Origin of the sequence: Streptomyces viridosporus T7A (assembly GCF_008704515.1) — a bacterium.
Classification (GTDB): domain Bacteria; phylum Actinomycetota; class Actinomycetes; order Streptomycetales; family Streptomycetaceae; genus Streptomyces; species Streptomyces viridosporus.
In genome coordinates this window covers 2,724,145-2,748,634 of the sequence record NZ_CP023700.1, presented here as the reverse complement: position 1 = coordinate 2,748,634, position 24,490 = coordinate 2,724,145, and the positions used below count along the sequence as shown (strand labels likewise).

20 protein-coding genes and 1 riboswitch are annotated in these 24,490 nt (G+C 74.1%); of the genes, 6 read left to right on the top strand and 14 right to left on the bottom strand.

The genetic code is table 11. The features are described from left to right. Positions 1 to 40: 40 nt before the first annotated feature. On the bottom strand, positions 41 to 1,426 hold the full coding sequence (gene proP / locus CP969_RS12790) for a glycine betaine/L-proline transporter ProP (RefSeq protein ID WP_016826483.1): 1,386 nt from the start codon (positions 1,424 to 1,426) through the stop codon (positions 41 to 43). A 387-nt stretch (positions 1,427 to 1,813) separates the two neighbouring features. Here proP and CP969_RS12785 point away from each other — a divergent pair, with 387 nt between their 5' ends. Continuing rightward, complete coding sequence (locus CP969_RS12785; protein ID WP_016826484.1) at positions 1,814 to 3,973, top strand: bifunctional glycosyltransferase 87/phosphatase PAP2 family protein; 2,160 nt, start codon at positions 1,814 to 1,816, stop codon at positions 3,971 to 3,973. A 108-nt stretch (positions 3,974 to 4,081) separates the two neighbouring features. On the opposite strand, the gene CP969_RS12780 is transcribed toward CP969_RS12785, so the two are convergent. The 8 genes from CP969_RS12780 to CP969_RS12745 form a co-directional block, all read right to left on the bottom strand. After that, positions 4,082 to 4,498, bottom strand: coding sequence for a lytic transglycosylase domain-containing protein (locus CP969_RS12780; RefSeq protein ID WP_004988774.1), 417 nt, complete (start codon positions 4,496 to 4,498; stop codon positions 4,082 to 4,084). A 338-nt stretch (positions 4,499 to 4,836) separates the two neighbouring features. Beyond that, positions 4,837 to 5,697, bottom strand: coding sequence for an ECF transporter S component (locus CP969_RS12775; protein WP_016826485.1), 861 nt, complete (start codon positions 5,695 to 5,697; stop codon positions 4,837 to 4,839). Continuing rightward, positions 5,694 to 7,355, bottom strand: a complete 1,662-nt coding sequence (locus CP969_RS12770) for an ABC transporter ATP-binding protein (protein ID WP_150474922.1) — start codon at positions 7,353 to 7,355, stop codon at positions 5,694 to 5,696. Before CP969_RS12770 ends, CP969_RS12775 begins: the two co-directional genes overlap by 4 nt. Next, positions 7,352 to 8,512 carry an energy-coupling factor transporter transmembrane component T gene (locus CP969_RS12765; RefSeq protein ID WP_004988778.1) on the bottom strand — a complete coding sequence of 387 codons (1,161 nt, stop codon included), beginning with the start codon at positions 8,510 to 8,512 and terminating at the stop codon, positions 7,352 to 7,354. The genes CP969_RS12770 and CP969_RS12765 overlap by 4 nt, the downstream gene beginning before the upstream one ends. Beyond that, a complete protein-coding gene (locus CP969_RS12760) occupies positions 8,505 to 9,197 on the bottom strand; it encodes an SCO2322 family protein (RefSeq protein WP_016826488.1) in 693 nt (230 codons plus the stop codon). Before CP969_RS12760 ends, CP969_RS12765 begins: the two co-directional genes overlap by 8 nt. After that, positions 9,194 to 10,429: a prenyltransferase/squalene oxidase repeat-containing protein gene (locus tag CP969_RS12755; RefSeq protein ID WP_016826489.1), complete on the bottom strand. Its 1,236-nt coding sequence runs from the start codon at positions 10,427 to 10,429 to the stop codon at positions 9,194 to 9,196. Before CP969_RS12755 ends, CP969_RS12760 begins: the two co-directional genes overlap by 4 nt. Positions 10,430 to 10,558: 129 nt before the next feature. After that, positions 10,559 to 10,631, bottom strand: a riboswitch (cobalamin riboswitch). Between the two features lie 308 nt (positions 10,632 to 10,939). After that, entirely contained in the window at positions 10,940 to 12,349 is a 1,410-nt protein-coding gene (locus tag CP969_RS12750; protein ID WP_016826490.1) for a glycoside hydrolase family 10 protein, read from the bottom strand. 218 nt (positions 12,350 to 12,567) lie between these two features. Next, entirely contained in the window at positions 12,568 to 13,299 is a 732-nt protein-coding gene (locus CP969_RS12745) for a TetR family transcriptional regulator (protein WP_016826491.1), read from the bottom strand. A 206-nt stretch (positions 13,300 to 13,505) separates the two neighbouring features. Here CP969_RS12745 and CP969_RS12740 point away from each other — a divergent pair, with 206 nt between their 5' ends. From CP969_RS12740 to CP969_RS12730, 3 genes are read left to right on the top strand one after another with little or no spacing between them, the layout of a single operon-like run. Beyond that, entirely contained in the window at positions 13,506 to 15,014 is a 1,509-nt protein-coding gene (locus CP969_RS12740; protein WP_026085229.1) for a glycosyltransferase family 4 protein, read from the top strand. Continuing rightward, complete coding sequence (locus CP969_RS12735; RefSeq protein WP_004988786.1) at positions 15,008 to 15,754, top strand: class I SAM-dependent methyltransferase; 747 nt, start codon at positions 15,008 to 15,010, stop codon at positions 15,752 to 15,754. The genes CP969_RS12740 and CP969_RS12735 overlap by 7 nt, the downstream gene beginning before the upstream one ends. Further along, complete coding sequence (locus tag CP969_RS12730) at positions 15,751 to 16,836, top strand: prenyltransferase/squalene oxidase repeat-containing protein (protein WP_004988788.1); 1,086 nt, start codon at positions 15,751 to 15,753, stop codon at positions 16,834 to 16,836. The genes CP969_RS12735 and CP969_RS12730 overlap by 4 nt, the downstream gene beginning before the upstream one ends. A gap of 106 nt (positions 16,837 to 16,942) precedes the next feature. On the opposite strand, the gene CP969_RS12725 is transcribed toward CP969_RS12730, so the two are convergent. The 5 genes from CP969_RS12725 to CP969_RS12705 form a co-directional block, all read right to left on the bottom strand. Then, positions 16,943 to 17,236, bottom strand: a complete 294-nt coding sequence (locus CP969_RS12725) for a hypothetical protein (protein ID WP_004988791.1) — start codon at positions 17,234 to 17,236, stop codon at positions 16,943 to 16,945. Positions 17,237 to 17,407: 171 nt separating this feature from the next. After that, complete coding sequence (locus CP969_RS12720) at positions 17,408 to 18,223, bottom strand: DUF5336 domain-containing protein (protein WP_026085230.1); 816 nt, start codon at positions 18,221 to 18,223, stop codon at positions 17,408 to 17,410. 160 nt (positions 18,224 to 18,383) lie between these two features. Continuing rightward, a complete protein-coding gene (locus CP969_RS12715; RefSeq protein ID WP_026085231.1) occupies positions 18,384 to 19,364 on the bottom strand; it encodes an N-acetylmuramoyl-L-alanine amidase in 981 nt (326 codons plus the stop codon). A gap of 46 nt (positions 19,365 to 19,410) precedes the next feature. Then, a complete protein-coding gene (locus CP969_RS12710) occupies positions 19,411 to 20,061 on the bottom strand; it encodes a class I SAM-dependent methyltransferase (protein WP_004988798.1) in 651 nt (216 codons plus the stop codon). A 135-nt stretch (positions 20,062 to 20,196) separates the two neighbouring features. Further along, a complete protein-coding gene (locus CP969_RS12705) occupies positions 20,197 to 21,729 on the bottom strand; it encodes an MFS transporter (protein ID WP_016826496.1) in 1,533 nt (510 codons plus the stop codon). A gap of 279 nt (positions 21,730 to 22,008) precedes the next feature. On the opposite strand from CP969_RS12705, the gene CP969_RS12700 reads away from it, so the two are divergent. Both CP969_RS12700 and CP969_RS12695 read left to right on the top strand, forming a co-directional pair. After that, positions 22,009 to 23,487 carry an MFS transporter gene (locus tag CP969_RS12700; RefSeq protein WP_016826497.1) on the top strand — a complete coding sequence of 493 codons (1,479 nt, stop codon included), beginning with the start codon at positions 22,009 to 22,011 and terminating at the stop codon, positions 23,485 to 23,487. Positions 23,488 to 23,593: 106 nt separating this feature from the next. Continuing rightward, positions 23,594 to 24,451 carry a MaoC/PaaZ C-terminal domain-containing protein gene (locus CP969_RS12695; protein WP_016826498.1) on the top strand — a complete coding sequence of 286 codons (858 nt, stop codon included), beginning with the start codon at positions 23,594 to 23,596 and terminating at the stop codon, positions 24,449 to 24,451. The last annotated feature ends 39 nt before the right edge of the window (positions 24,452 to 24,490 follow it).

Below are 24,490 nucleotides of genomic sequence, written 5' to 3'. Positions count from 1 at the left end.
CGCACGGGGCACCGGCCGGGGGATTTCCCGGCCGGTGCCCTCAGCGTGTCCCGGCCGCCTCCAGCGACGGCGCCGAACCCGGCAGCGGGCGTCCCGCCGACTCCGCCATGCGCCACACCGCGAACCCGCCGATCACGGCCGCGGCCATCATGTAGTAGGCGGGCATCATCACGTCGCCGGTCGCGCCGATCAGGGCCGTGACCACCAGCGGGGTCGTGCCGCCGAACAGCGACACCGAGACGTTGAAGCCGATCGACAGCGAGCCGTACCGCACGCGGGTCGGGAACAGCGCCGGGAGCGCGGAGGGCATGGAGGCGGTGAAGCACACCAGCAGCAGGCCGAGGGCGGCCAAGCCGAGGGCGACTGCGAGCAGGCTGCCCTCGCGGATCAGCAGCAGCGCCGGGACGGACAGCAGCAGGAACCCGGCGCACCCGGCCGCGATCACCGGCCGCCGGCCGACCCGGTCGGTCAGCGCACCGGCGAACGGCTGGACGACCATCATCAGCACCATCACGCCGAGGACCACGAGCAGACCGTGCGTCGTGTCGTAGCCCAGCTCACCGGTGAGGTAGCTCGGCATGTACGACAGCAGCATGTAGTCGGTGACGTTGAAGACCAGCACCAGGCCCACGCACAGCAGCAGCGCGCGCCACTGGCCGGTCACCATCTCGCGCAGCGGCACCTTCGGACGGTCGCTCTCCGCCTTCTCCACCTCGGCCGCGAACGCCGGCGTCTCCTCCAGGCGCGTGCGCAGGTAGAGGCCGATGACGCCCATCGGGCCCGCGATCAGGAACGGGACGCGCCAGCCCCAGGAGAGCAGGTCCTCCGAGGAGAGCAGCGCGGTCATCAGGGTGACCAGGCCCGCGCCGGCGATGTACCCGGCGAGCGTGCCGAACTCCAGCCAGCTGCCGAGGAAACCGCGCCGCTTGTCGGGGGCGTACTCGGCGATGAAGGTGGACGCGCCGGCGTACTCGCCGCCGGTGGAGAAGCCCTGCACCATGCGGGCGGCCAGCAGCAGGATCGGGGCGCCCACGCCGATCGTGGCGTAGGACGGGATGAGACCGATGGCGAGGGTGCCCGCCGCCATCATGATCATCGTGAGGGCGAGGACCTTCTGCCGCCCCACGCGGTCGCCGAGCGGGCCGAAGACCATGCCGCCGAGCGGGCGGACCAGGAAGGCCGCGGCGAAGGCGCCGAACGCGGACAGCAACTGGGCGGTGGGGTCGCCCGAGGGGAAGAAGACCTTGCCCAGCGTGACCGCGAGGTAGCTGTAGATGCCGAAGTCGAACCATTCCATCGCGTTGCCGAGCGCTGCCGCCTTCACGGCACGCCGGACGAGCGCGGGATCGGTGACGGTGGGGGCGGCGGGGTCGGCCTTCCGCGACGCGGACGAGGACGGGGGAGCGACGACCGGGGCAGTCGACAAAACTTCGCTCGCCTACCTTTCGACGGGAACAGGGACGGGTCCGCGCGGCGACGCTGTCGCTCGGGCCGAGAAAGCGACGATAAGCGCACTTGGCCCCTCTACGGACGGTATGCGTTTAGCTGCACACGGCATCTAAATGTGGCGTGGGCAGGGCCGCAGCCCCTCCGCGCGGCGTCCCGGCCGGCCGCTCGCTGTGAGCCATCTCGCGCCCGCGGCGGGCGGCCCGGCCCCCGCGGACTGTCGTCATCCGGACAAAAGCGGGAGGGACGCCAGGTGACGCGGGGGTTTCCTGCGTCTTTGCCCGGGGACGGTGCGAGCCTCATAGGGTGCGCAGGACGGACCCCACGCACGGGCGCGTGGGCGAGCGGGGCGGGAGGCAGGCGGGGCGTGGCGAATGCGGAGCACGGCGGGCGACCGGCGGAGGGATTCGGAGCGACGGTCGTCGGCGACACCCGGGCACGGCTGCGCGTGGCGCGCCTCGGACTGTGGCTGCTCGCCGCGGTCCTCGCCGTACGGCAGGTGGCCGTCGTCCTGGGCACCCCGCGCGGGGAGCGGCTGACGGACCTGGAGACCTGGGTGGGCCCCGAGGGCGTGCTGCACGTCAGCGGCTCCCTCTACGACTCCACCCGCTTCACCGGCACCCCCTTCGGCGGGCTCGTCCTCAAACCCCTCACCCGATCGGCCGAGGAGGCCCTCGGCTGGGGCTGGACCTTCGGCACGCTGCTGCTGGTCGTGGCCCTCGGCGTGATCGCCGCCCGCGCCCTGCCCCAACCGGTCGGCCGGCGCACCGCGCTGCTCGCCGCCCCGGTCGCCGTCAGCCTGCTCATGCTGTCCCTGCCGGTGCGCAACACCCTGTGGCTCGGCCAGACCAGCATCATCCCGGTCCTCCTCGTCCTGCTGGGCTGCTTCGTCGCGCACGGCCAGCGGGCCGGCGGCGTCCTGATCGGCGTCGCGGCGGCCCTCCAGCCCACCCTGCTGCTCCTCGCGCCGCTGCTGTGGCTCACCGGCCGCCGCCGGGCCGCCGCGGCCACCGGCGCCACCTTCGCCGCGGCCACCGCGCTCGCCTGGGCCGCCATGCCGCAGGACTCCCACACCTACTGGGTGCACCACATGGCGGGCGCCGGCCTCGGCGGCCCCGCGGACGACCTCGCCAACCAGTCCCTGCACGGCGCCCTGCTCCGATTCGGCCTGGAAGGCCCCCTCGAGATCGGCCTCTTCCTGCTGCTCGGCGCCGCCGTGGTGGCCCTCGGCCTGCGCCGCGCCGTCCACTACGCCCGCGACGGCCAGATGCTGCTCGCCGTCGCCGTCACCGGCTGCGCCGCCATCGCCGTCTCCCCGACCGCCTGGCAGCACCAACTGCTGTGGGTGCTCCTCACGGCCGTCGGCCGGGTCGGCGGACGCGCCTCCGACCGGCCGGTGTGGCCCGTCGCCGTCGTCCTGGTGATGACGCTGCCGGCCAAGATGATGCTGCCGGACATGGCCGCGCTGCACCCGCTGCGCGACAACGTCGTCCTCCTCGCCGCCCTGGCCGCCGCCACCGCCGTCCCGTTCCTCTCCCGCACCTCGCCGTACTTCCGCTCACCCGTCCCGACCCGGTACGCCGCCCCGGTCCCGGCCCGCTTCCGGTTCGTCCCGCTGCTGCCGTTCCTGCGCCGGGTGCTCACCCGCCCGAACCTCCTGCTCGAACTGCTGCTGATCCGCGTCACGTACGCCGCGTACGCCAAGGTCCGGCTCGCCGCGACCGGCGGCAGCAACGCGGCCGGCCGCGCCCGTGCCGAGGAGCACGGGCAGCAGATCCTCGACCTCGAGCGCGTGCTCCACCTGGACATCGAGTACGCGGTCAACCACGCCGTGGTGGAGATCGGCTGGCTGCGGAACTTCTTCGACTTCTACTACACCTCGTTCCACTTCGCCGTCCCGCTGACCGTCCTCGGCCTGCTGTACTGGCGCCGTCCCGTCGACTACCGCTGGGCCCGCTCGAGCCTCGGCTTCACCACCCTCCTGGCCCTGGTCGGCTTCTGGCTCTACCCGCTGGCCCCGCCGCGCCTGATGCCGCACCTCGGGATCATCGACACGGTCAACGGCGTGCAGGACTTCTCCCAGCCCGACTACGGCACGTTCACCGCCCTCACCAACCAGTACGCGGCGATGCCGTCGCTGCACTTCGGCTGGTCCCTGTGGTGCGGACTGGTCGTCGCGATCATCGCGCCCAGGATGTGGATGAAGGCGCTCGGTCTGCTCCACCCCCTGTTCACGGCCGCCGCGATCGTCGCCACCGGCAACCACTGGATCCTGGACGCGGTCGGCGGCGCGATCGTCGTCGGTGCCGGCTTCGGACTGACGTACCTGCTCCAGGGCCCGCGCGCCCGGACGGTCACGGCCGCAGCCGAGGGGGACGGCGAGGGCGGTGGCGGGACCGGTGCCGAGGGTGGTGGCGAGACCGATTCCGGGACCGGTTCCGGGAGCGGTGCCGAGGCCGTCGGCAGGACCGTCGGCAGGATCGGCAGCCAGCCGTCGGCGCCGGAGAAGGATCGTGCTCCGAGCTGATCCGGTACTCGCCCGGTCCCGGGGCCGGGGCGTCTTCGGGCATGGCGAAGGCGGCGGCTCCGGGGATCGGGGAGCCGCCGCCTTCGGTACGGGGTGCGGGAGTCGGGATCAGTACCAGTTGTTGGACTGCCAGAAGTCCCAGGCGGCGCAGGGGCTGCCGTAGCGGTCGTTCATGTAGTCCAGACCCCACTTGATCTGGGTGGCGGGGTTGGTCTTCCAGTCGGAGCCGGCCGAGGCCATCTTGGTGGCCGGCAGGGCCTGGACCAGGCCGTACGCGCCGCTGGAGGCGTTGGTGGCGGTGTGGTTCCAGTTGCTCTCGTGCTGGACGATGTTCGAGAAGCACTGGTACTGCGCCGAGTTGCCGATCATCTTCTGCGCGGTCGCCTGGGCCGAGGTGGCCGCCGTCGGCGCGGCCTGCGCGGGTGCGGCGGCGATCAGCGTGCCGCAGGCGGCTGCGGCGAGGGCGGCACCGGCGACGGCCTTCTTCGGGGTGGCGAGGGTGCGGAGGAGGGAAACGGCGGACACGGGCGGCCTTTCGGTCGGGGACGGGGTGGTCGCCGTGTGCGGTGCCCGGTGCCGTGCGGTGCGCGGCGGACATGCGTCGGCGCCGCGGCCCGGGAGGGCACGTCGGCGCCTGGCGACCGCTTCACCGAAACAAATCCGGGGTTTGACCGCAATGAGCCCTTTTACTACCCGAGGTCGCATATCGGACGCCGTGTCAGGGTGAGGGCGGGGCACGGAGGCTTGGTGTGACCCGGTGGCGCCGGGGTCCGGCGCCGCGCCGTGTCTACGGCCCCGCTTCGTACGTGATCCGCGTCATGTGGGGTGGTTCACCACCCCGGTCACGGACCGCGTGCGGCGTCTCACCGAGCGGGAGCGTCGAATGTGACCGGCGCCTCGAAGGCCGCCCTCCGGGTGGCGCGGCGCAGGGCCCGCAGGACCGGGGCGCCCAGCACCAGGGTCAGCGCGACGGTGACCAGCGCCCGGCCCAGGTCCCAGCCGAGGGACGTGGCCAGGCAGTAGGCCAGGAAGCGGGCCAGGTTCGCGGGGACCGTCGCCTCCGGGTCGAAGGAGATGTTCGAGGCGAGGGCGGACATGAAGGGCCAGCCCGCCATGTTCATCACGGTGCCGTAGGCGAAGGCCGCCAGGAAGCCGTACGCCGCCAGCATCAGGACCTCGGCGCGGCCGCGCAGGCGGTCCGGGCCCGGCAGCAGGCCCGCGCCCGCCGTGAACCAGCCCATCGCCAGCATCTGGAAGGGCAGCCAGGGGCCGACCCCGCCCGTGAGCAGGGCGGACGCGAACATCGTCACCGAGCCGAGGACGAAGCCGAAGCCGGGGCCGAGGACCCGGCCGCTGAGGACCATGAGGAAGAACATGGGCTCCAGACCGGCCGTTCCGGCGCCGATGGGGCGCAGCGCCGCGCCCGTCGCCGCCAGGACGCCGAGCATCGCCACCGCCTTCGGGCCGAGGCCGGACTCCGAGATCGTCGCCGCCACGACCGCGACCAGCAGGACGAGGAGACCGGCGAAGAGCCAGGGGGCGTCCTGGGCGTGGGCGTTCAGGGTGGAGTCGGGCGGGGCGAGGAAGGGCCAGCCGAAGCCGGCCACGCCCACCGCGCTCACCAGGACCAGGGCCGCCAGGGAGCGCGGACCCAGCCGGACGGCCCGGGCCTGGCGTTGCGTGCCGGTGCCGCCGCGGGTCGTACCGGTGCCCTCGGCGGTCACGACAGCGCCTCCCGGACCTGGGAGACCGTGAGCCAGTGCTGCGGGGCCAGGACCTTCGCCACCTGCGGGGCGAAGGACGGGGAGGCCACGACCACCTCCGCCGCCGGGCCGTCCGCGATCACCTCGCCCTCGGCGAGCAGGACCACCCGGTGGGCGAGTTCCGCCGCCAGTTCCACGTCGTGGGTGGCCAGGACGATCGCGTGGCCCTCGGCGGCCAGTGAGCGCAGGATCGCCACCAGGCGGGCCTTCGCCGCGTAGTCCAGGCCGCGGGTCGGCTCGTCCAGGAGGAGCAGCGGCGGGCGGGCGGTCAGGACCACCGCCAGGGCGAGCGCCAGGCGCTGGCCCTCGGACAGGTCGCGGGGGTGGGTGTCGTCGGCCACTTCGGGAAGCAGCTCGGACAGCAGGGCGCGGCACGTGCCCGGCTCCGCGTCCGCGTCCTGGTCGGCCGCCGCGCACTCCGCGGCGACCGTGTCGGCGTAGAGCAGGTCGCGCGGCTCCTGCGGGACCAGGCCGACGCGGCGGACCAGGTCGCGGGGGCGGGTGCGGTGGGGCACCGCGTCGCCGGTGCGCACCGATCCGGCGGACGGTTCGACGAGGCCGACGAGCGCGTTCAGCAGCGTCGACTTCCCGGCGCCGTTGCGGCCCATGAGGGCGATGGTCTCACCGGGGACGACCGTCAGGTCGACGTGGCGCAGGGCCCGGACGCGGTCGCGGCGGACGGCGAGGGAGCGGACCTCGGCCACGTACGCGGGGGACGGGGCGTCCGGCTTCGCGCGCCGGAACAGGCGCCGGCCGGCCGGGGGCGGCGCGGGCGCCGGGACCGCGTCCCGCCGCGGCTCCCGGTCGGCGAGGCGTTCGCGCAGCGGGGCCGCCCTGCGCCGGGCGTCCCGCACGGTGAGCGGCAGCGGGGACCAGCCGGCGAGGCGGCCCAGGTCCACCACGGGAGGGAAGACGGGGGACACCGCCATCACGTCCGCCGGGGCGCCGAGGAGCGGGGGCTCGCCGGGGCCCGGCAGCAGGGCCACCCGGTCGGCGTACTGGACGACGCGCTCCAGCCGGTGCTCGGCCATGAGGACCGTGGTGCCCAGGTCGTGGACCAGGCGCTGGAGGACCGCCAGGACCTCCTCGGCCGCCGCCGGGTCGAGCGCGGAGGTCGGTTCGTCCAGGACCAGCACCCGGGGGTGCGGGGTGAGGACCGAGCCGATGGCGACCCGCTGCTGCTGGCCGCCGGAGAGGGTGGAGAGGGGGCGGTCGCGCAGGTCGGCCAGGCCCAGCAGGTCGAGGGTCTCCTCGATGCGGCGGCGCATCACGTCCGGGGGGAGGCCCAACGACTCCATGCCGTAGGCGAGTTCGTCCTCGACGGTGTCCGTCACGAAGTGGGAGAGCGGGTCCTGGCCCACCGTCCCCACGACGTCGGCCAGTTCGCGCGGCTTGTGGGTGCGGGTGTCGCGGCCGGCGACGGTGACCCGGCCGCGCAGGGTGCCGCCGGTGAAGTGCGGGACCAGACCGCTGACCGCGCCCAGCACGGTGGACTTGCCGACGCCGGACGGGCCGACGAGGAGGACCAGTTCGCCCTCGGGGACCTCGAGGTCGACGCCCCGGACGGAGGGCTGCGTCAGACCGTCGTAGGTCACCGACACGTTCTCGAAGCGGATCACGACGGCTCCTTGCGGGGGGCGCCCTCGGGGGCGGGGGTGACGAAGGCGGGGAGCAGGCCGATCAGGACGGCCGCCGCGGGCCACAGGGGGAGGGTGGGGGCGACGAGCGGGACCACGCCGGGGTGCAGGGCCGCCGGGTCGCGGCCGGCGGCGAGGGCCAGCAGCGCCGCGACCGCCGCGCCCGAACCGGCGACCAGCCAGGCACGGGCGTCCCAGCGGTCGGGGCGGTAACGGGTGCGCAGGGTGCGCCGGCCGCCCAGCCACAGGCCGGCCAGGGCGGCGGCGAGGCCGACGAGGAGGACGGGGAGGCCGTAGGTGCCGCCCTCGGCGGTGAGCAGCCCGTACGTTCCGGCGCAGACGCCGAGCAGACCGCCGAGGGTGAGGGCGGCGGTGGTCCGGCGGACGGACGGCGGGACCTCGGCGCTGCGGCCGTAGCCGCGGGCGTCCATCGCGGCGGCGAGGGCGACGGAACGCTCCAACGCGCCCTCCAGGACCGGCAGTCCGACGTGCAGGAGGCCGCGCAGCCCCTTGTCGGGGCGGCCGCGCAGACGGCGGGCGGCGCGCAGGCGCTGGACGTCGGCGATCAGGTTCGGGGCGAAGGTCAGCGCCACGACGACGGCCACGCCCATCTCGTACAGGGCGCCGGGGAGGGACTTGAGCAGGCGGGAGGGGTTGGCGAGGGCGTTCGCGGCGCCCACGCAGATGAGCAGCGTGGCGAGTTTCAGGCCGTCGTACAGGGCGAACGTGAGGGCCTCGGCGGTGACCCGGCCGCCGAGGCGGATGCCCTGCGCCCAGTCGGGGAGCGGGACTTCGGGAAGGTGGACGATCACGTGCGTGCCGGGGATGGGGGAGCCGAGGACGATCGCGAAGAGGAGGCGGACGAGCAGCACGGCGAGGGCGAGCTTGACGAACGCGCCGTAGGAGCGGGCCCAGGGGGCGTTCGGGCGGCGGGTCGCCACGACGTACCCGGAGACCGTGATGAGCAGGGCGAGCAGCAGCGGGTTGGTGGTGCGGGTGGCGGCGGTGCCCAGGGCGAGGGCCCACAGCCACCAGGCGCCGGGGTGGAGCGGGGTGCCGCGGTGGCGGGAGGCGGGGACGTCCGGCGGCACCGGGACGGCGGTGCCGGAACGCCCCCGCGGGCGGGCGTCGCTAGCCACGACGGCGTACCTGCCAGGTCGCCGCCGCGCCCAGGAGCACCACCACCGCGATCCCGGCCACCAGGCCCAGGGACGGACCGCCGTCCGAGGAGCCGGAGGAGTCCGAGGAGCCCGGGGAATCCGAGGAGTCCGAAGAGCCCGACGGGTTCGGGGTGTCCTTCTCACCGGGTGCCGGGGCGTTCTCGCCCGACACCTGTTCCCCGCAGCCCTTCTCCGGGTACCCCGCGATCGCGCACAGCAGGGCGCTGGTGTCGTAGCGCAGGGGCTTGGCGACGGCGGCCAGGGCGTCGGCCGTCGTCGCGTCCGGGGAGACCCGGGCGCAGGCCGTGCGGCCCGCGGGCGGGGTCTCGCCGGCGGGGGCGTCGGCGGGCGTGCCGAAGTCGATGACCAGGGCCACGCGCTTCTCGCCGTCCCGCGGCGGGGTCCCGGCGCAGATGGCGGCGAAGTCGGCGGTGCCGCGGGGCTTCGCCGCGTCGGCGGAGTCCTCGCTGACGGAGAAGCGGAAGCCCTGGACGTCGCCGTCGGAGGGGCGGGCGAGGGACGGGCCCTGGGTGGCGTACGTCCACGCCCCGCCGTCGCGCTCCCAGAAGGACCAGTAGCGGTAGCCGGTGGCCTGCGCCTGGCCCGCGCCCGCCAGCAACGGCAGGAGCGCGGCCAGGAACAGGACGACGGTGCGGCGTATCACGGCTGCCGCTTCTTCGCGCGGCCGCTGATCAGGAAGCCGACGCCGACACCGGCGACCAGGCAGACGCCGACGAACCACCAGATGCCGAAGCCGGAGTCCTTCTCCTCCTGCTGCTTCTTCTCCGCCTCGTCCTCCTCTCCCTTGCCGTCCTGGTCCGCCTGGGCGGCCGGGCCGGTCGCGGTGAGCTGCTCCACCAGGTCGGTGCCGCCGAAGTCGCGCGGATCGGCGCCGGTGGCGTGGGCGGCGAGGATCAGCTGGGCGTAGGCGGCGGGGCCGCTCTGGGCGGCCCAGTCGGCGGCGTTCTTCTCCAGCCAGGCCAGGGACGCGGTGGCCGGCTCGGTGGAGCCCTGCGCGGCGAGCGCGACGACCGCGTCGGCGGTGTTGCCGTAGTCGGGCTGGTCCTCGGCGCCGGCGAGGGCGGAGGTGAGGTGGCCGTCCTCGGCGAGGACGGAGGCGAGGTGGGCGGCGCCGTTGGCGGCGGCCTGCTCGGGGGTCGCGGCCTTCTCGCAGCCGGCCTTCGTCTTCGCCTCCTCGCCCGGTTCGACGACCAGGCCCTTGCCGAGCGAACCGAGGACGCCCGCCGCCGTCGCGTCCGCGTTGGCGACCAACTCGCCCTTCTTGCCCGGCTGGAAGGCGAAGGCGCCCGCGCCGTCGGCATCGCACGGGAGCGCCAGCTTCAGCAGGGCGTCGTAGGGGGACCTGCCGTCCTTCTTCACGTCGGCCGGCCGCTCGCCGGCGGCGGTCAGCGCGCCGATGACGACGGAGGTGGAGTTGGTGTCGCTGTCGCCGCCCGCCGTGTAGCCCCAGCCACCGTCCTCGTTCTGCACGGACTTCAGCCAGCCGACGGCCTTCTCGGTCACGGCGTCGTGGCCGCCGAGCGCGGCGAGGGCCTGGACGGCGGCGGCGGTCTGGTTGGTGTCGACCATCGTCTTGTCGTCGCACGCCTTCGCGGTGTCGGCGCGGTACGGGGCGAAGGAGCCGTCGGCGCACTGCTGCCCGGCCAGCCAGTCGACGGCCGGCTCCGGCGGCTCGACGCCCACCGTGTGCTGCGCGAGCAGGGCGAGCGACTGGCGCCAGACGCCGTCGTACTGCGGGTCCCCGTCGCCGTAGAGGGCGGACGGGAGCGCCGCCCGGGACGGCGACGGGGAAGGGGACGCGTCGGCGGCGGCCGGCGCGGCGGCGCCGATCACGGCGACGGCGGTCAGGACCGCTGCGCTGCGGCGGACGTTCATGATCGGCGGGTGCCTCTCCCTGCGGGGAGCCGGGCAGCACGGGACACCCCGGCGGCTCGGCTCCGTATACCTCGACGGCGCCGTGTACCGGCGGAGCGCCGGGCACGTGAGCCGGTCACGATCCGTCCGGGGCATTCCGGCTCGCCGTCCCGGTGGACGGCTCACGGTTGCGGGTCAGCGCCGGAATTGCACCGGCTTCCCCCCGTACGGGTGTGATGACGACCCCGCCACTCTACCCGGCCGTAGGAAAGGGACCAGGGGTGGCTTCCTGGGGTGATCGGGGTCACGGCGGCGGTACGGCGAGGCTGTCGTGCACGACGGGGAGCCGAAGCGTGCACGACGGGGAGCCGGAGGGGGAGCGGGCTCGCGACGGTGGGGCACCGCGGTGGTGAGGTGACGCCGACCGCGGGGGCCGGCACCGGGGACACCGGTGCCGGGGAGGGCCGGGCGCGGCGGGAGGCCGGCCCGCACCCGTCGGCGGGATGCGGGCCGGCCGGGGGCGGGGACCGGTCAGGAGGCCGTGCAGGCGCCGACCTGCGGGGGCGTCGAGCCGCCGTTCCGGTTCACGGTGAACCCGAAGCTGGTCGAGGCTCCGGCCTCCAGCGTGCCGTTCCAACTGGAGCGCACCGTCATGACGTTGCCGCTGCTGTCCCAGGTGGGCGTGCCGTTCCAGACCGTGGCGACCTTCTGCGGGGCGGTCAGCGTGACGTTCACGCTCCAGCCGCTGATCCGTGAACCGCCCGCCGTGATGGTCACCTTGCCGTTGTAGCCGCCGCCCCAGTCCTCCGCCGTGGTGTAGGTGGCGGTGCAGGCCGCGCCCGGGGTGCCCGGGCCGCCCGGGTCGCCGCCGGAGGAGCCGCCGAGCGCGCTCAGCACGGCGTGGTAGGCGGGCTTCTTGTTGTAGTTGTCGTCGAACAGCAGCGGCGTTCCGCTCGCCCGCCACGAGTACTTGTCCGGGATGCCCCACACCGTGATGCCGGTGCAGCGCGTCACCGCCAGGCAGGCCCGTACGACGTTGCCGTAGTCGGTGGCCTGCGCGGTGCCCGAGCCCTCGATGTCCAGCTCGGTGATCTGCACGTCGACCCCGAGGTCGGCGAAGCGCTGGAGGTTGGCCTGGTAGTCGGAGGGCACGGGGGAGTTGGGGTTGAAGTGGGACTGGAAGCCGACGCAGTCGATCGGCACGCCGCGGGACTTGAAGTCCCGGACCATGGCGTAGACGGCATTGCTCTTCGCGTTGACGCCGTCGGTGTTGTAGTCGTTGTAGCAGAGCTTGGCGTTCGGATCGGCCGCGCGGGCGGTGCGGAACGCCTCCTCGATGAAGCCGTTGCCGAGCTTGTCCTGGAAGGGCGAGCTGCGCCGGGCGCCGCTGCCGCCGTCCTGGAACGCCTCGTTGACCACGTCCCAGGAGTGGATCTTGCCCTTGTAGTGGGTCATGACCTGGGTGATGTGGTGGTTCATGGCCGACCGGAGGTCGCTCGCGCCGAGCCCGGAGACCCAGCCCGGCAGCTGGGAGTGCCACACCAGGGTGTGCCCGCGGACGTCCATGCCCCGGCTCTGGGCGTGGTTCACGATCCGGTCGGCCGAGCCGAAGCTGAAGGAGCCGCGGCTCGGTTCGAGGGCGTCCCACTTCATCTCGTTCTCCGGCGTCACCGAGGTGAACTCGGTGTTCAGCGTGGCGACGTACTGCGCCTCGCCCAAGCGGTTCGCGGCGACCGCGGCGCCGAAGTAGCGGCCCTTCTCGGCGGCCGCCGCGCCCAGGGTGTCGGCGGCGTGGGCGGTCTGGGGGAGTGCCGCGAGCGCGGTGGCGGTGAGCAGGGCGGTGGTGGCGACGCTCAGGGCGGCGCGCAGGCGGCCTCTGCCTCCGGCGGCCCTGGATCCGGTTCCGGGTACGGCTCCGGCTCTGTTTTCGATCATGGGCATGTCATCCCTTTTCCGGTGGGGTCCCGTGGTGCGGATGGCGGGGATCGTCTGCCGTGCTGGTGTTTCGAAAATTTCGGACTCGGTTCCGAATGGCTGCGGAGACGATACGGAGGGAGGGAGGGGTGGTCAACCGTTCGCGCGCGACCGATTCCGGTATGGCCGAAGCGACACCGGTACGGGGAAGGGGGTTCACCGGCGGGCGGTCGGCGAAAGTTTCGTCAGGGGGACTCGGTTCCCTTCGGAGCCGCCAGGTCCATCAGGCGGCACGCCGTCTCGATGTCGCTCTTCACCTGGGCGATGGAGGCGCGGCCCGAGAGCCAGGTGATCAGCGTCGAGTGCCAGGTGTGCTCGATGACGCGGACCGCGGCGAGCTGGTCGGGCGTGGGGTCGGTGAGGCCCACGGCGTCCAGGATGATCGCCGTGGTCTGCCGGGAGACCTGGTCGACCTCCGGGCTCACGCTGCGGTCCGCGAAGGTCAGGGCGCGCACCATGGCGTCGGCCAGGTGCGGCTCGCGCTGGAGCGCGCGGAAGGCCCGCATCAGGGTCTCGGCGGCCCGTTCGGCCGCGGTCTCGCCGGCCGGCGGCTTCTTCCGCAGGGTGGCGTGCAGGTGCTCCAACTGGTCCTGCATCGTGGCGACCAGCAGGTGGACCTTGGACGGGAAGTAGCGGTACAGCGTGCCGAGCGCCACCTGGGAGGACTCCGCGACCTCGCGCATCTGCACCGCGTCGAAGCCGCCCCGGCCGGCCAGCTGGGCGCTCGCGCGCAGGATGCGCCGCCGCCGCGCCTCCTGCCGCTCGGTGAGCGGTGAGGCCGGGGTGGCGCGCGGTGCGCGCGCCTCCGTGCTCGCCGCCCGGTCCGCCCCGCCTGCCGTGGCCGCCTTGTCTGCTGTGGCCGTCTCGGCCGCCTTGGCCGCCTTGGCCGCCTTGTCCCTGTTGGCTTCCGCGGGCATGGGTCCCGTCCGTGACAGTCGGTGAGGATGGATGATCAGACAGCATGGCACGCCGTCCGTCGTGGCGTGAATCACCTGATCCACTGCTCACAGCGCCCTTACCTGCCGGTAGATTCGAAGCCTCTGAACGATCAACTCTGAAACTTGTTCTAGATGAGCGTCCCGACGTAGTCTCGCGGGACAGTGCAGGGAGAAGGGGGCCCAGAGTGACCGCTGAGGCCAGTCAGGCCGGGCCCTCGGAAGGACCCGCATCCGACGGCTTGCGACCGCTCCGCATCGCACTCCTCACCTACAAGGGAAACCCGTTCTGCGGCGGGCAGGGCGTCTACGTACGCCATCTCTCGCGCGAGCTCGCCCGCCTCGGGCACCGCGTCGAGGTCATCGGCGCCCAGCCCTACCCCGTCCTCGACGAGGGGTACGACGGACTGCGCCTCACCGAGCTGCCCAGCCTCGACCTCTACCGCCAGCCGGACCCCTTCCGCACCCCGAAGCGCGACGAGTACCGCGACTGGATCGACGCGCTCGAGGTCGGCACGATGTGGACCGGCGGCTTCCCCGAGCCGCTGACGTTCTCCCTGCGCGCCCGCCGCCACCTGCGCTCCCGGCGCGGCGACTTCGACGTCGTCCACGACAACCAGACGCTCGGCTACGGCCTGCTCGGCGACGTCGGCGCCCCCCTGGTGACCACCATCCACCACCCCATCACCGTCGACCGGCGGCTGGAGCTCGACGCCGCCGGGAGCTGGCAGCGCCGGTACGCGGTGCGCCGCTGGTACGCCTTCACCCGGATGCAGAAGCGGGTGGCGCGCCGCCTGCCGTCCGTGCTCACCGTCTCCGGCACCTCCCGCCAGGAGATCATCGACCACCTCGGCGTACGGCAGGACCGGATCCACGTCGTCCACATCGGCGCCGACACCGACCTGTTCGCACCGGATCCGTCGGTGTCGGTGGTACCGGGCCGGATCGTGACCACCTCCAGCGCGGACGTGCCGCTCAAGGGCCTGGTCTTCCTCGTCGAGGCGCTGGCGAAGGTCCGCACCGAGCACCCGGAGGCCCATCTCGTCGTGGTCGGCAAGCGGCCCGCGGAGGGGCCCGTCGCCCGGGCGATGGAGCGGTACGGGCTCGAGGGCGCCGTCGAGTTCGTCAAGGGCATCTCGGACGCCGAACTCGTCGACCTCGTGCGCTCGGCGCAGGTCGCGTGCGTGCCGTCGCTCTACGAGGGCTTCTCGCTCCCGGCCGCCGAGGCGATGGCCACGGGCACCCCGCTGCTCGCCACGACCGGTGGCGCGATCCCCGAGGTCGCCGGCCGCGACGGGGAGACGTGCCTCGCCGTGCCGCCCGGTGACGCGGGGGCGCTGGCCGCCGGGCTCACCAGGCTGCTGGGCGACGCGGACCTGCGGGCGCGGCTCGGGGCGGCCGGACGCGAGCGGGTGCTGCGGCACTTCACCTGGGCGCGGGCGGCCGAGGGCACGGTGGCCCGCTACCGCGAGGCGATGGCCCGTGCGGGCGGCCGTGACACCGCGGACGCCCGGACCGCGGGCACGGTCCGGCGCGGCTCCGCGCCGCAGCCCGCCGACCGCTCCGCGACCACGCCGCCCGGCCGCCCCGCGGCCCCCGCGGACAGGGGCGCCGCGCCCGGCTTCCCCGCGGACCCGGGCGCCGTGTCCGTGACCACAGCAGAAACCTCAGACCGCGAAAGCAGGGCCACGTGCTGACCGTCGACTTCTCCCGGTTCCCGCTCGCCCCGGGCGACCGTGTCCTGGACCTCGGCTGCGGGGCCGGCCGGCACGCGTTCGAGTGCTACCGGCGCGGCGCGCAGGTCGTGGCGCTGGACCGGAACGGCGAGGAGATCCGCGAGGTCGCCCAGTGGTTCGCGGCGATGAAGGAGGCCGGGGAGGCCCCCGCCGGGGCCACCGCGACCGCCATGGAGGGCGACGCCCTCGCCCTGCCCTTCCCCGACGAGTCCTTCGACGTCGTGATCATCTCCGAGGTGATGGAGCACATCCCGGACGACAAGGGCGTCCTCGCGGAGATGGTGCGGGTGCTCAGGCCCGGCGGCCGGATCGCGATCACCGTCCCGCGCTACGGCCCGGAGAAGGTGTGCTGGACGCTGTCCGACGCCTACCACGAGGTCGAGGGCGGTCACATCCGCATCTACCGGGCGGACGAGCTGCTGGCGAAGATCCGCGAGGCCGGCCTGCGCCCCTACGGCACCCACCACGCGCACGCGCTGCACTCGCCGTACTGGTGGCTGAAGTGCGCGTTCGGCGTGGACAACGACAAGGCGCTGCCGGTGCGGGCGTACCACAAGCTGCTGGTCTGGGACATCATGAAGAAGCCGCTGGCCACCCGGGTCGCCGAACGGGCGCTGAACCCGGTGATCGGCAAGAGCTTCGTGGCGTACGCGACCAAGCCGCACCTGCCGCGCGCCGAAGTCGAGGCGGACGCCACGTGACCACCCCCCGGACTCCTCGGACGGAGCACCTCGTCCTGCCCGGGGTCCTCACCGACGGGCAGGCCGCCGCGACCGTCGCCGGCATCCTCGCCGTGCAGCGGGAGGACGGCGCGATCCCGTGGTTCCGCGGACACCACCTGGACCCCTGGGACCACGTCGAGGCCGCGATGGCGCTGGACACGGCCGGCGAGCACGAGGCCGCCGAGCGGGCCTACCTGTGGCTGGCCCGGCACCAGTTGGAGGACGGCTCCTGGTACGCCGCCTACGCCGACGGCGACCCGCACGACGTCACCGACCGCAGCCGCGAGACCAACTTCGTCGCCTACATCGCGGTCGGCGTCTGGCACCACTACCTCTCCACCGGCGACGACACGTTCCTGGACCGCATGTGGCCCTCCGTGTGCGCGGCGGTGGAGTTCGTGCTGCGGCTGCAGCAGCCCGGCGGGCAGATCGGCTGGCGGCGCGACGACGACGGCACGGCCGTCGCGGACGCGCTGCTCACCGGCTCCTCGTCCATCCACCACGCGCTGCGCTGCGCGCTGGCCATCGCCGAGCAGCGCGAAGAGCCGCAGCCCGACTGGGAGTTGGCGGCGGGCGCGCTCCGGCACGCGATCCGGCACCACCCGGAGCGGTTCCTGGACAAGGACCGCTACTCGATGGACTGGTACTACCCGGTGCTCGGCGGCGCGCTCACCGGCGCCGAGGCCAAGGCCCGCATCGAGGAGGGCTGGGACCGCTTCGTCGTGCCCGGACTCGGGGTGCGCTGCGTGGTGCCCAACCCGTGGGTGACCGGCGGCGAGTCGGCCGAACTCGCCCTGGCCCTGTGGGCGATGGGCGAGTCCGACCGCGCGCTGGAGGTGCTCCAGTCGATCCAGCACCTGCGCGATCCGGAGACCGGCCTGTACTGGACGGGCTACGTCTTCGACGACGGGGCGATCTGGCCGCGGGAGCTGACCACCTGGACGGCCGGCGCCCTGCTGCTGGCCGTCGCCGCACTCGGCGGCCACGAGGCCACCTGCGCGGTGTTCGGCGGCGACCACCTGCCCCGGGGCCTCGACCCGGACTGCTGCGCCCTGACCTGAGGAGGAGGGCCCCCGGGCCTCCGGGTCTCCGAGTCCCGACCCCGGCCCCGGACCCCCGGGTCACGCGATCGGCTGTCCGGTCGGCCGGGTCCGGGGGTGTGTGGGGTCAGGGGCGGCGGAGGCGGCCCGCGATGGCGTGGCCGATGAACAGGTAGACGACCGCGGCGAGTCCGTAACCCGCGACCACCCGGGCCCACTCCTCGTCGAAGGTGAACAGGTCACGCGACCAGCCGGCGAGCCAGTTGGCCGCGTCATGGACGAACTGCACCAGGTCGTTGCCCCGGTTGGCGTCCAGCAGGTACATCAGGATCCACAGTCCGAGGATGACGGCCATGATGTCCGCGATCACCGCGACGACCGTCCCCGCGGAGTTGGAGCCAGTGCGATATCGAGGGGACATGCTTTCCGTCTGGCCCCGGAACCCCGGTTGAAACCCGCGACGGCGACGGGTCTCGACCCGGTTTCCGTTCCCGGGGCGTCCACCGTCCGCGCGGGCGGCACCGCACCCCGGCGGTACGTCAACGGCCCCCCGCCCGCAGGGGCGAGGGGCCGTGGGGAGAGAAGGCCGGGGTCAGCCGCGCTGGATCCCCGAGGTGTCCTGGAGGACACCGCGACGGCCGTCCTGCGTCTGGGCGACGAGGGCCTGACCGCGCTGCTCCACCGCCAGGTACCAGGTGCCGGGGGCCAGTTCGGCGATCGGCGTGGGCGAGCCGTCCTCCGGGAACAGCGGCCGGGGCACCGGCACGGCGAACCAGAACGGCGAGAAGTCGCCAGCCGGCGCCGCGGCGGGCTGCCCCTGCTGCGGCTGGCCCGGGAAGGGCTGACCGGGCTGGCCCTGCTGCGGCTGACCGCCGAAGGAGGCCTGCTGCGCGCCCGGGTAGCCGTAACCGCCGGGCGGCTGGGCGCCGTAGGGCTGCGGGGCGGCGGGGCGGGCGGCCGGGACGAGGGGGCCCTTGAGGGCGGGGACCAGGGGGGTGGCGACGGCCGCAGCGGCCAGGACCAGCGCGGCGATCAGACCGAGGATGAGACCGGCACCCGTGTCGGGCTCGTTGCCGCCGAAAGCGGAGAAGATGTCGTCGAACGCCCCCATCGGGTCGATGATCGTCCAGAACGCCGTCCACGCGGAGAAGATCGTCAGCGCCACTCCGAACTGACCGAGGTCGAGACCGGCGACCTTGGGCGGCTGGGGGAGCGCGCGGGCCACGACGATGAGGGCCGCACCGGCGATACCGGCGATGTACATGCTCATCACCAGGCCGAGGTTGTCCCAGGCGTTGGGGATCTCGTCGCCGTCGCCGTCGAACGTGGCGAGGAACGACGCGATGAACAGCAACACCGCTGCTCCGATCACCACGCCGTCGCCTCGAGTGAGGGAGCGGATATTCACTTCAGGTCCTTCGTAGGTCGTCTCGTCGTCGGAAGAGGCGTCGCTGTCACCAAGTTGCCCGAAGGCTCCGGTGGGAAGCGCGGGGGTGGCGCCCCTCATCGTCCGGACGACACTATCGTCCGGGCGATCGGGCTGTCCGCCAGGATCAGCGGGCTGATCCCTACCCGCGCAGGAAGCTCACGATTCCGTCGGAAATCCCTCGGGCCGCTTTCTGCCGCCAGGCACCGCTGGTCAGCAGCGCCGCGTCCTTGCTGTCGCGCATGTTGCCGCACTCGACGAACACCTTGGGAACCGTTGACAGATTGAGACCGCCCAGGTCCTTTCGCGTGACGAGGCCGGTCCCGCCGCCGACGTAGTTGGAGGGCGCGCTGCCGGTGACGCGGACGAAGTTGCCGGCGATGCGCTCACCGAGGTCGCGGGAGGGCCCGACGATGGCCCGGGTGTCGGCGGCGCCGGCGTCGACGGCGCCGGGAAGGATGACGTGGAAGCCGCGGTTGCCGGCGCCGGAGCCGTCGGCGTGCAGGGAGACGACGGCGTCGGCCTTCGCCGCGTTGCCGATCCGGGCCCGCTCGTCCACGCACGGTCCGAACGGCCGGTCGGCGTCCTGCGTCAGCTTCACGGTGGCGCCCTGCTCCTCGAGGAGCGCGCGCATGCGGTGGGCGACGTCGAGGGTGAACCGGGCCTCGGCGTAACCGTCGTCGGTGGAGGTGCCGGTGGTGTCGCACTCCTTGCGGTTCGTTCCGATGTCCACCTGGCGGTTGATCTCGGCGGTGTGCCGGAAGTTGCCCGGGTTGTGCCCCGGGTCGATGACGACGACCTTCCCCTTGAGCGGCCCGGACGCGGCGGGCGCGGAGGTGGATGCGGAGGGGGAGGGGGACTCCTCGGCCGTGGGGGAGGCGGAGGGCTTCCGGTCGCCGGACGGCGAGGGGGTGGTCGAGGACGGCGCCCCGGACGGGGCGGACGCGGACGCCGTCGCGGACGCGCCCGCGGAACTCCCTCCGTTCCCCGGCCCGTCCACGGCCGCGTACACCGCCCACCCGAGCAACGCCCCCGGCACGAGCGCGGCGAGCGCCACGGTCAGCGGTCCGCGCAGGGACCGCCGGGGCTGTGGGGGATCGAAGCCGGGACCTGTGTACGACACGCAGCCACCCTAGCGGCCCGCCCGGTCCACCGACGGCCCGACGGACTCAGATTCCCGGCCCCGTGCGGCGCAGCACCCGCAGGGATCCGGTGGCCGAGACCTCCGTGAAGGCGCCGGACTCCAGGGCCCGGAGGTAGACGCGGTACGGCGCCTGGCCGGTGAACTCGTCCGCCGGGTCGGGGAAGACGTCGTGGATGACGAGGAGACCGCCCTCGGCGACGTGGGGGGCCCAGCCCTCGTAGTCGGCCGTGGCGTGCTCGTCGGTGTGGCCGCCGTCGACGAAGACCAGGGCGAGGGGGGAGTTCCAGAGGGCGGCGATCTGCGGGGAGCGGCCCACCAGGGCCACCACGTGGTCCTCCAGGCCCGCCCGGTGCAGGGTGCGGCGGAAGGTGGGGAGGGTGTCCATCAGGCCGAGTTCCGGGTCGACCGTCTCCGGGTCGTGGTAGTCCCAGCCGGGCTGCTGCTCCTCGCTGCCGCGGTGGTGGTCCACGGTGAGCGCGGTGACGCCCGCCGCGCGGGCGGCGTCGGCGAGCAGGACCGTGGAACGGCCGCAGTAGGTGCCGACCTCCAGCAGGGGCAGACCCAGGCGGCCGGCCCCGGTCGCCGCCGCGTACAGGGCCAGGCCCTCGTCCGCGGGCATGAAGCCCTTCGCCGCCTCGAACGCGGCCAGGATCTCCGGCGGGGGAGCCATCGGCATGGAGGGGGCCTTTCCCGAGGTCGTCCGTGTGTGCACGGGCCCATGCTGCCGTACCTTCCGCCCGGTCACGCGGGCAGGGGGCCGGCGGCGCCCCACCGGCCCCGCGCGCCCGCGGCACGACCCGCAGGACACCCCTCAGCCGCCGTCGGCGGGGACGGGGGCACCGGCCGTGTCCCGGCCCCGTCCCGGGAGGCCGCGCAGTGCCGTCTCCGCGCGTTCCGGGTGCGCCTCCTCCTCGCTGCTCGCCCGCAGCCGCAGCCGTGACGACGGGCGCCCGCCGGGGAGGAACAGGGCCAGGAGCAGGCCCACGGCCACCGCCGCCGTCGCGATCAGGAAGGAGACGCGGAAGCCGTGCAGGGTCGGGATCTCCGTACCGCCCACGGTGTCCGCCGTGTCGGCCAGCACCATGCCGACCACGGCGCTCGACACCGACGTGCCGATGGAGCGCATCAGCGTGTTCAGGCCGTTCGCGGCGCCGGTCTCCGAGGCCGGGACCGCGCCGGTGATCAGGGCGGGCAGGGAGGAGTAGGCGAGGCCGATGCCCGTGCCGAGGACGACCGAGGTGACGACGGTCTGCCAGGCGGCGTCCATCAGGCCGAGGCCGCCGCCGTAGCCGGCCGCGATGATCAGCAGGCCGAGCACGAGGGTGGCCTTCGGGCCGTAGCGGGCGGACAGGCGGGCGTAGACGGGGGCGGTGAACATCATGGTCAGGCCCAGCGGGGCCACGCACAGGCCCGCGACGACCATCGACTGGCCCAGGCCGTGGCCGGTCTCGGCGGGCAGCTGGAGCAGTTGCGGGAGGACGAGGGAGACGACGAAGAAGGAGACGCCGACCATGATCGACGCGAGGTTGGTGAGGAGGACCTCGCGCCGGGCGGTGGTGCGCAGGTCCACCAGGGGCGCGGGCACGCGCAGTTCCATCAGGCCCCACAGCAGCAGGACCGCGGCCGCCGCCCCGAACAGGCCCAGCGTGGTGCCGGTGGTCCAGCCCCAGTCGCCGCCCTTGGAGACGGGGAGCAGGAACAGGACCAGTCCGGCGGACAGGCCCAGCGCGCCCGGCAGGTCGAAGGCGCCCTTCGCCCGCACCGGGGACTCCGGCACGACGAGCAGGGTGAGGGCGATGGCGAGGGCGCCGAGGCCGGCCGCGCCGAGGTAGAGGGTGTGCCAGTCGGCGTGCTGGGCGACCAGCGCGGCGGCGGGCAGGGCCAGACCGCCGCCGACGCCTATGGAGGAGCTCATCAGGGCCATCGCGGAGCCCAGCCGCTCGTGGGGCAGCAGGTCGCGCATCAGGCCGATGCCGAGCGGGATCGCGCCCATCGCGAAGCCCTGGAGCGTACGGCCGGCGATCATCAGCAGCAGATCGCTGGTGGAGGCGCTGACCAGTGCCCCGGCCACCATCACCGCGAGGCTGGTGACCAGCATGCGCCGCTTGCCGTACAGGTCGCCGAGGCGGCCCATGATCGGGGTGGCCACGGCGCCGGAGAGCAGGGTCGAGGTCAGCACCCAGGTGGCGTCGGAGGGCGAGGTGTCCAGCAGGCGGGGCAGGTCCTTGACGACCGGGACCAGCAGGGTCTGCATCACCGCGACGACGATGCCCGCGAAGGCGAGTACCGGGACCACGGCCCCGCTCGCCCGGTCGGTGGGGCGGGCGGTCGTCGTCTGCGTCATGGGCGGGGGCCTCCAGGCCGGAACCGGTCGTGCACGAAGTCGTGCGGGGGGAGTCGTACACGGATGCGCGCCCTTGCACGGACGCGTGCTCGTGCGGGGATACGTGCACACCGAACCCCGTACACCGAGGCAACTATTCCGATGATGCGGCACGTCGGCGCATCCTGACCGTTCCTTTGGCGTAGGAGAGACGGAGGAAGGGCGCAGGAAGGGACGGGGGAGAGGGGGGAGGGGCGTAGGGCGAAATGCCGATGCGGCGGGTGCGGGACGGTTGAGACCATGGCGCACATGCTCGAGACCACCGATACCACCCGTCTGTCCGGCCGCGGCGCTCCCCCCGTGTGGGTGGTGGTGGCGCTCGCGTGTGCCGGGCAGTTCCTCGTCGTGCTCGACATCTCCGTGGTGAACGTGGCCCTGCCGTCCCTGCGCACCGGGCTGGACCTCGGCGAGCAGGGCCTCCAGTGGGTGGTCAACGCGTACTCCATCGCCTTCGCCGGCTTCATGCTGCTCGGCGGCCGGGCCGGCGACCTCTACGGGCGCAAGCGCATGTTCCTCGTCGGCCTCGGGCTGTTCACGCTGGCCTCGCTGGCCGGCGGGCTGGCCCAGGAGGGCTGGCAACTGCTGCTGGCGCGGGCCGCGCAGGGGCTCGGGGCGGCCGTCCTGGCGCCCTCCACGCTCACCCTCGTCACCTCCGCGGTGCCGGAGGGGGCGGCCCGCGCCCGGGCCATAGCGACCTGGACGGCCGTCGGCGCGGGCGGCGGCGCGGCCGGCGGATTCGTCGGCGGGGTGCTGGTGGACGCGCTGTCGTGGCGCTGGGTGCTGCTGATCAACGTGCCGGTCGGCGCGGTGGTGCTGGCCGGCGCCGCGTGGTGGCTGGTGGAGAGCCGGGACGGGGGCGGGCGGCGCCTCGACCTGCCCGGCGCACTGCTGGTGACGGCCGGTCTCGCCACGCTGGCGTACGGCATCTCGCAGACCGAGGCCGAGGGGTGGGCGGCGGCGGCCACCCTGGTGCCGCTGTGCGCCGGGCTCGCCCTCGTCGTGCTCTTCCTCCTGGTCGAGGCACGGGCGAAGGCGCCGCTGATGCCGCTCGGGCTGCTGCGGCTGCGGTCGGTGGCGTCGGCGAACGCGGCGATGTTCCTCAGCGGCTCCGCGATGTTCTGCATGTGGTTCTTCATGACCCTGTACGCGCAGAACGTGCTCGGCTACACCCCGCTGGAGGCCGGGCTCGCCCTGGTGCCCAGCTCGCTCGCGGTGGTCCTCGGCTCCAAGATCGCGCCCCGGCTGATGCACTCCGCGGGCCCGCGCGCCGTGGCCGTGCTCGGCACGCTGGTCGCGGTGGCCGGCTTCGGCTGGCAGTCGGCGATGACCGCCGACGGGGCGTACCTGACCACGATCATGTTCCCCGGCGTCCTCATGATGCTGGGCGCGGGCCTCGCCGGGACGCCGCTCGCCGCGCTCGCCACGTCCGGGGCGCCGCCGCGGGAGGCCGGTGTCGTCTCCGGACTGGTCAACACCTCCCGCACGATGGGCGGTTCCCTGGGGCTCGCGGTCATGTCGACGATCGCGGCGGCCCGCACGGCGGGCGACCGGACCCCCGAGGCGCTGACGGAGGGGTACGCGCTGGTGTTCCGCACGGGGGCGGTCGTCCTGGCCGCCGGAGTGGTGCTGATGTGGGTGTGGCTGCCGGGGCGGACGGCCGCGGCCACCGGTCCGGGGCGCGGGGAGGCGGGGGACGCGGTGGGCGAGGAGGCCTCCTGACGGACTCCGGCGGGGACGGAGGGGTATTTCCCTCAGCGCCGGGGACAGGGCTGTACAAGGGGTGCCGACGACGGCCCCGGCGACGCTTCCGGCGATCAGGAGACCCATGCCCATCGACGCAGCCAGGGCGCTCGCCGCCGCACCCCGGACCGGTGAGGTCTCCTGGACCGCCAAGGACGTCCTGCTCTACCACCTCGGCATCGGCGCGGGGATCCCCGCCACCGACCCCGGCGAGCTGCGCTACACCCTGGAGACCCGGCTGCACGTCCTGCCGAGCTTCGCCACCGTCGCTGGCGCCGGGGTGCCGGGGGTGATCGGCGCCCTGTCCGTGCCCGGCGTCGAGGTCGACCTGGCGAACGTCCTGCACGGCGGCCAGTCGCTCACCCTGCACCGCCCCCTCCCGGCCGAGGGCACCGCCACCACCACCGGCCGCATCACCGCCGTGTACGACAAGGGCCGGGCGGCCGTCCTGGTGATGCGCACCGAGGCCGCCGACGCCGACGGCCCGCTGTGGACCGACGAGGCGCGGGTCCACGTGCGCGGCGAGGGCGGCTGGGGCGGCGACCGCGGTCCGTCCGCGCGGCGCGGGGCCCCCGCCGGGGAGCCGGACCGGACCGTCGAGCGGACCGTCCGGGAGGACCAGGCCCTCCTCTACCGCCTCTCCGGCGACCGCAACCCGCTGCACGCCGACCCCGGGTTCGCCGCGCGCGCCGGGTTCGAGCGGCCCGTCCTGCACGGGCTGTGCACCTACGGCATGACGCTCAAGGCGGTCGTCGACACCCTGCTCGGCGGCGACGTCACCCGGGTGCGCGCCTACGCCGCCCGGTTCGCCGGGGTCGTGTACCCGGGCGAGACGCTGCGGATCCGGATGTGGCACGGGGACGGCGAGGTGCGCGTGGCCGTGGGCGCCGTGGAGCGGGGCGACGCGCCCGTGCTCGCCGACACCGCCGTCGCGCACTCCTGAACCGACCTGAAAGACCCAGGGATCGTGCCGGTGCACCGG

Excerpts from the sequence above, each read along its gene's own strand:
- CP969_RS12705 (WP_016826496.1), bottom strand. The coding sequence starts at position 21,729 with ATGACGCAGACGACGACCGCCCGCCCCACCGACCGGGCGAGCGGGGCC.
- CP969_RS12755 (WP_016826489.1), bottom strand. The coding sequence starts at position 10,429 with ATGAACGTCCGCCGCAGCGCAGCGGTCCTGACCGCCGTCGCCGTGATC.
- CP969_RS12700 (WP_016826497.1), top strand. The coding sequence starts at position 22,009 with ATGGCGCACATGCTCGAGACCACCGATACCACCCGTCTGTCCGGCCGC.
- CP969_RS12695 (WP_016826498.1), top strand. The coding sequence starts at position 23,594 with ATGCCCATCGACGCAGCCAGGGCGCTCGCCGCCGCACCCCGGACCGGT.
- CP969_RS12745 (WP_016826491.1), bottom strand. The coding sequence starts at position 13,299 with ATGCCCGCGGAAGCCAACAGGGACAAGGCGGCCAAGGCGGCCAAGGCG.
- CP969_RS12710 (WP_004988798.1), bottom strand. The coding sequence starts at position 20,061 with ATGCCGATGGCTCCCCCGCCGGAGATCCTGGCCGCGTTCGAGGCGGCG.
- CP969_RS12750 (WP_016826490.1), bottom strand. The coding sequence starts at position 12,349 with ATGCCCATGATCGAAAACAGAGCCGGAGCCGTACCCGGAACCGGATCC.
- CP969_RS12725 (WP_004988791.1), bottom strand. The coding sequence starts at position 17,236 with ATGTCCCCTCGATATCGCACTGGCTCCAACTCCGCGGGGACGGTCGTC.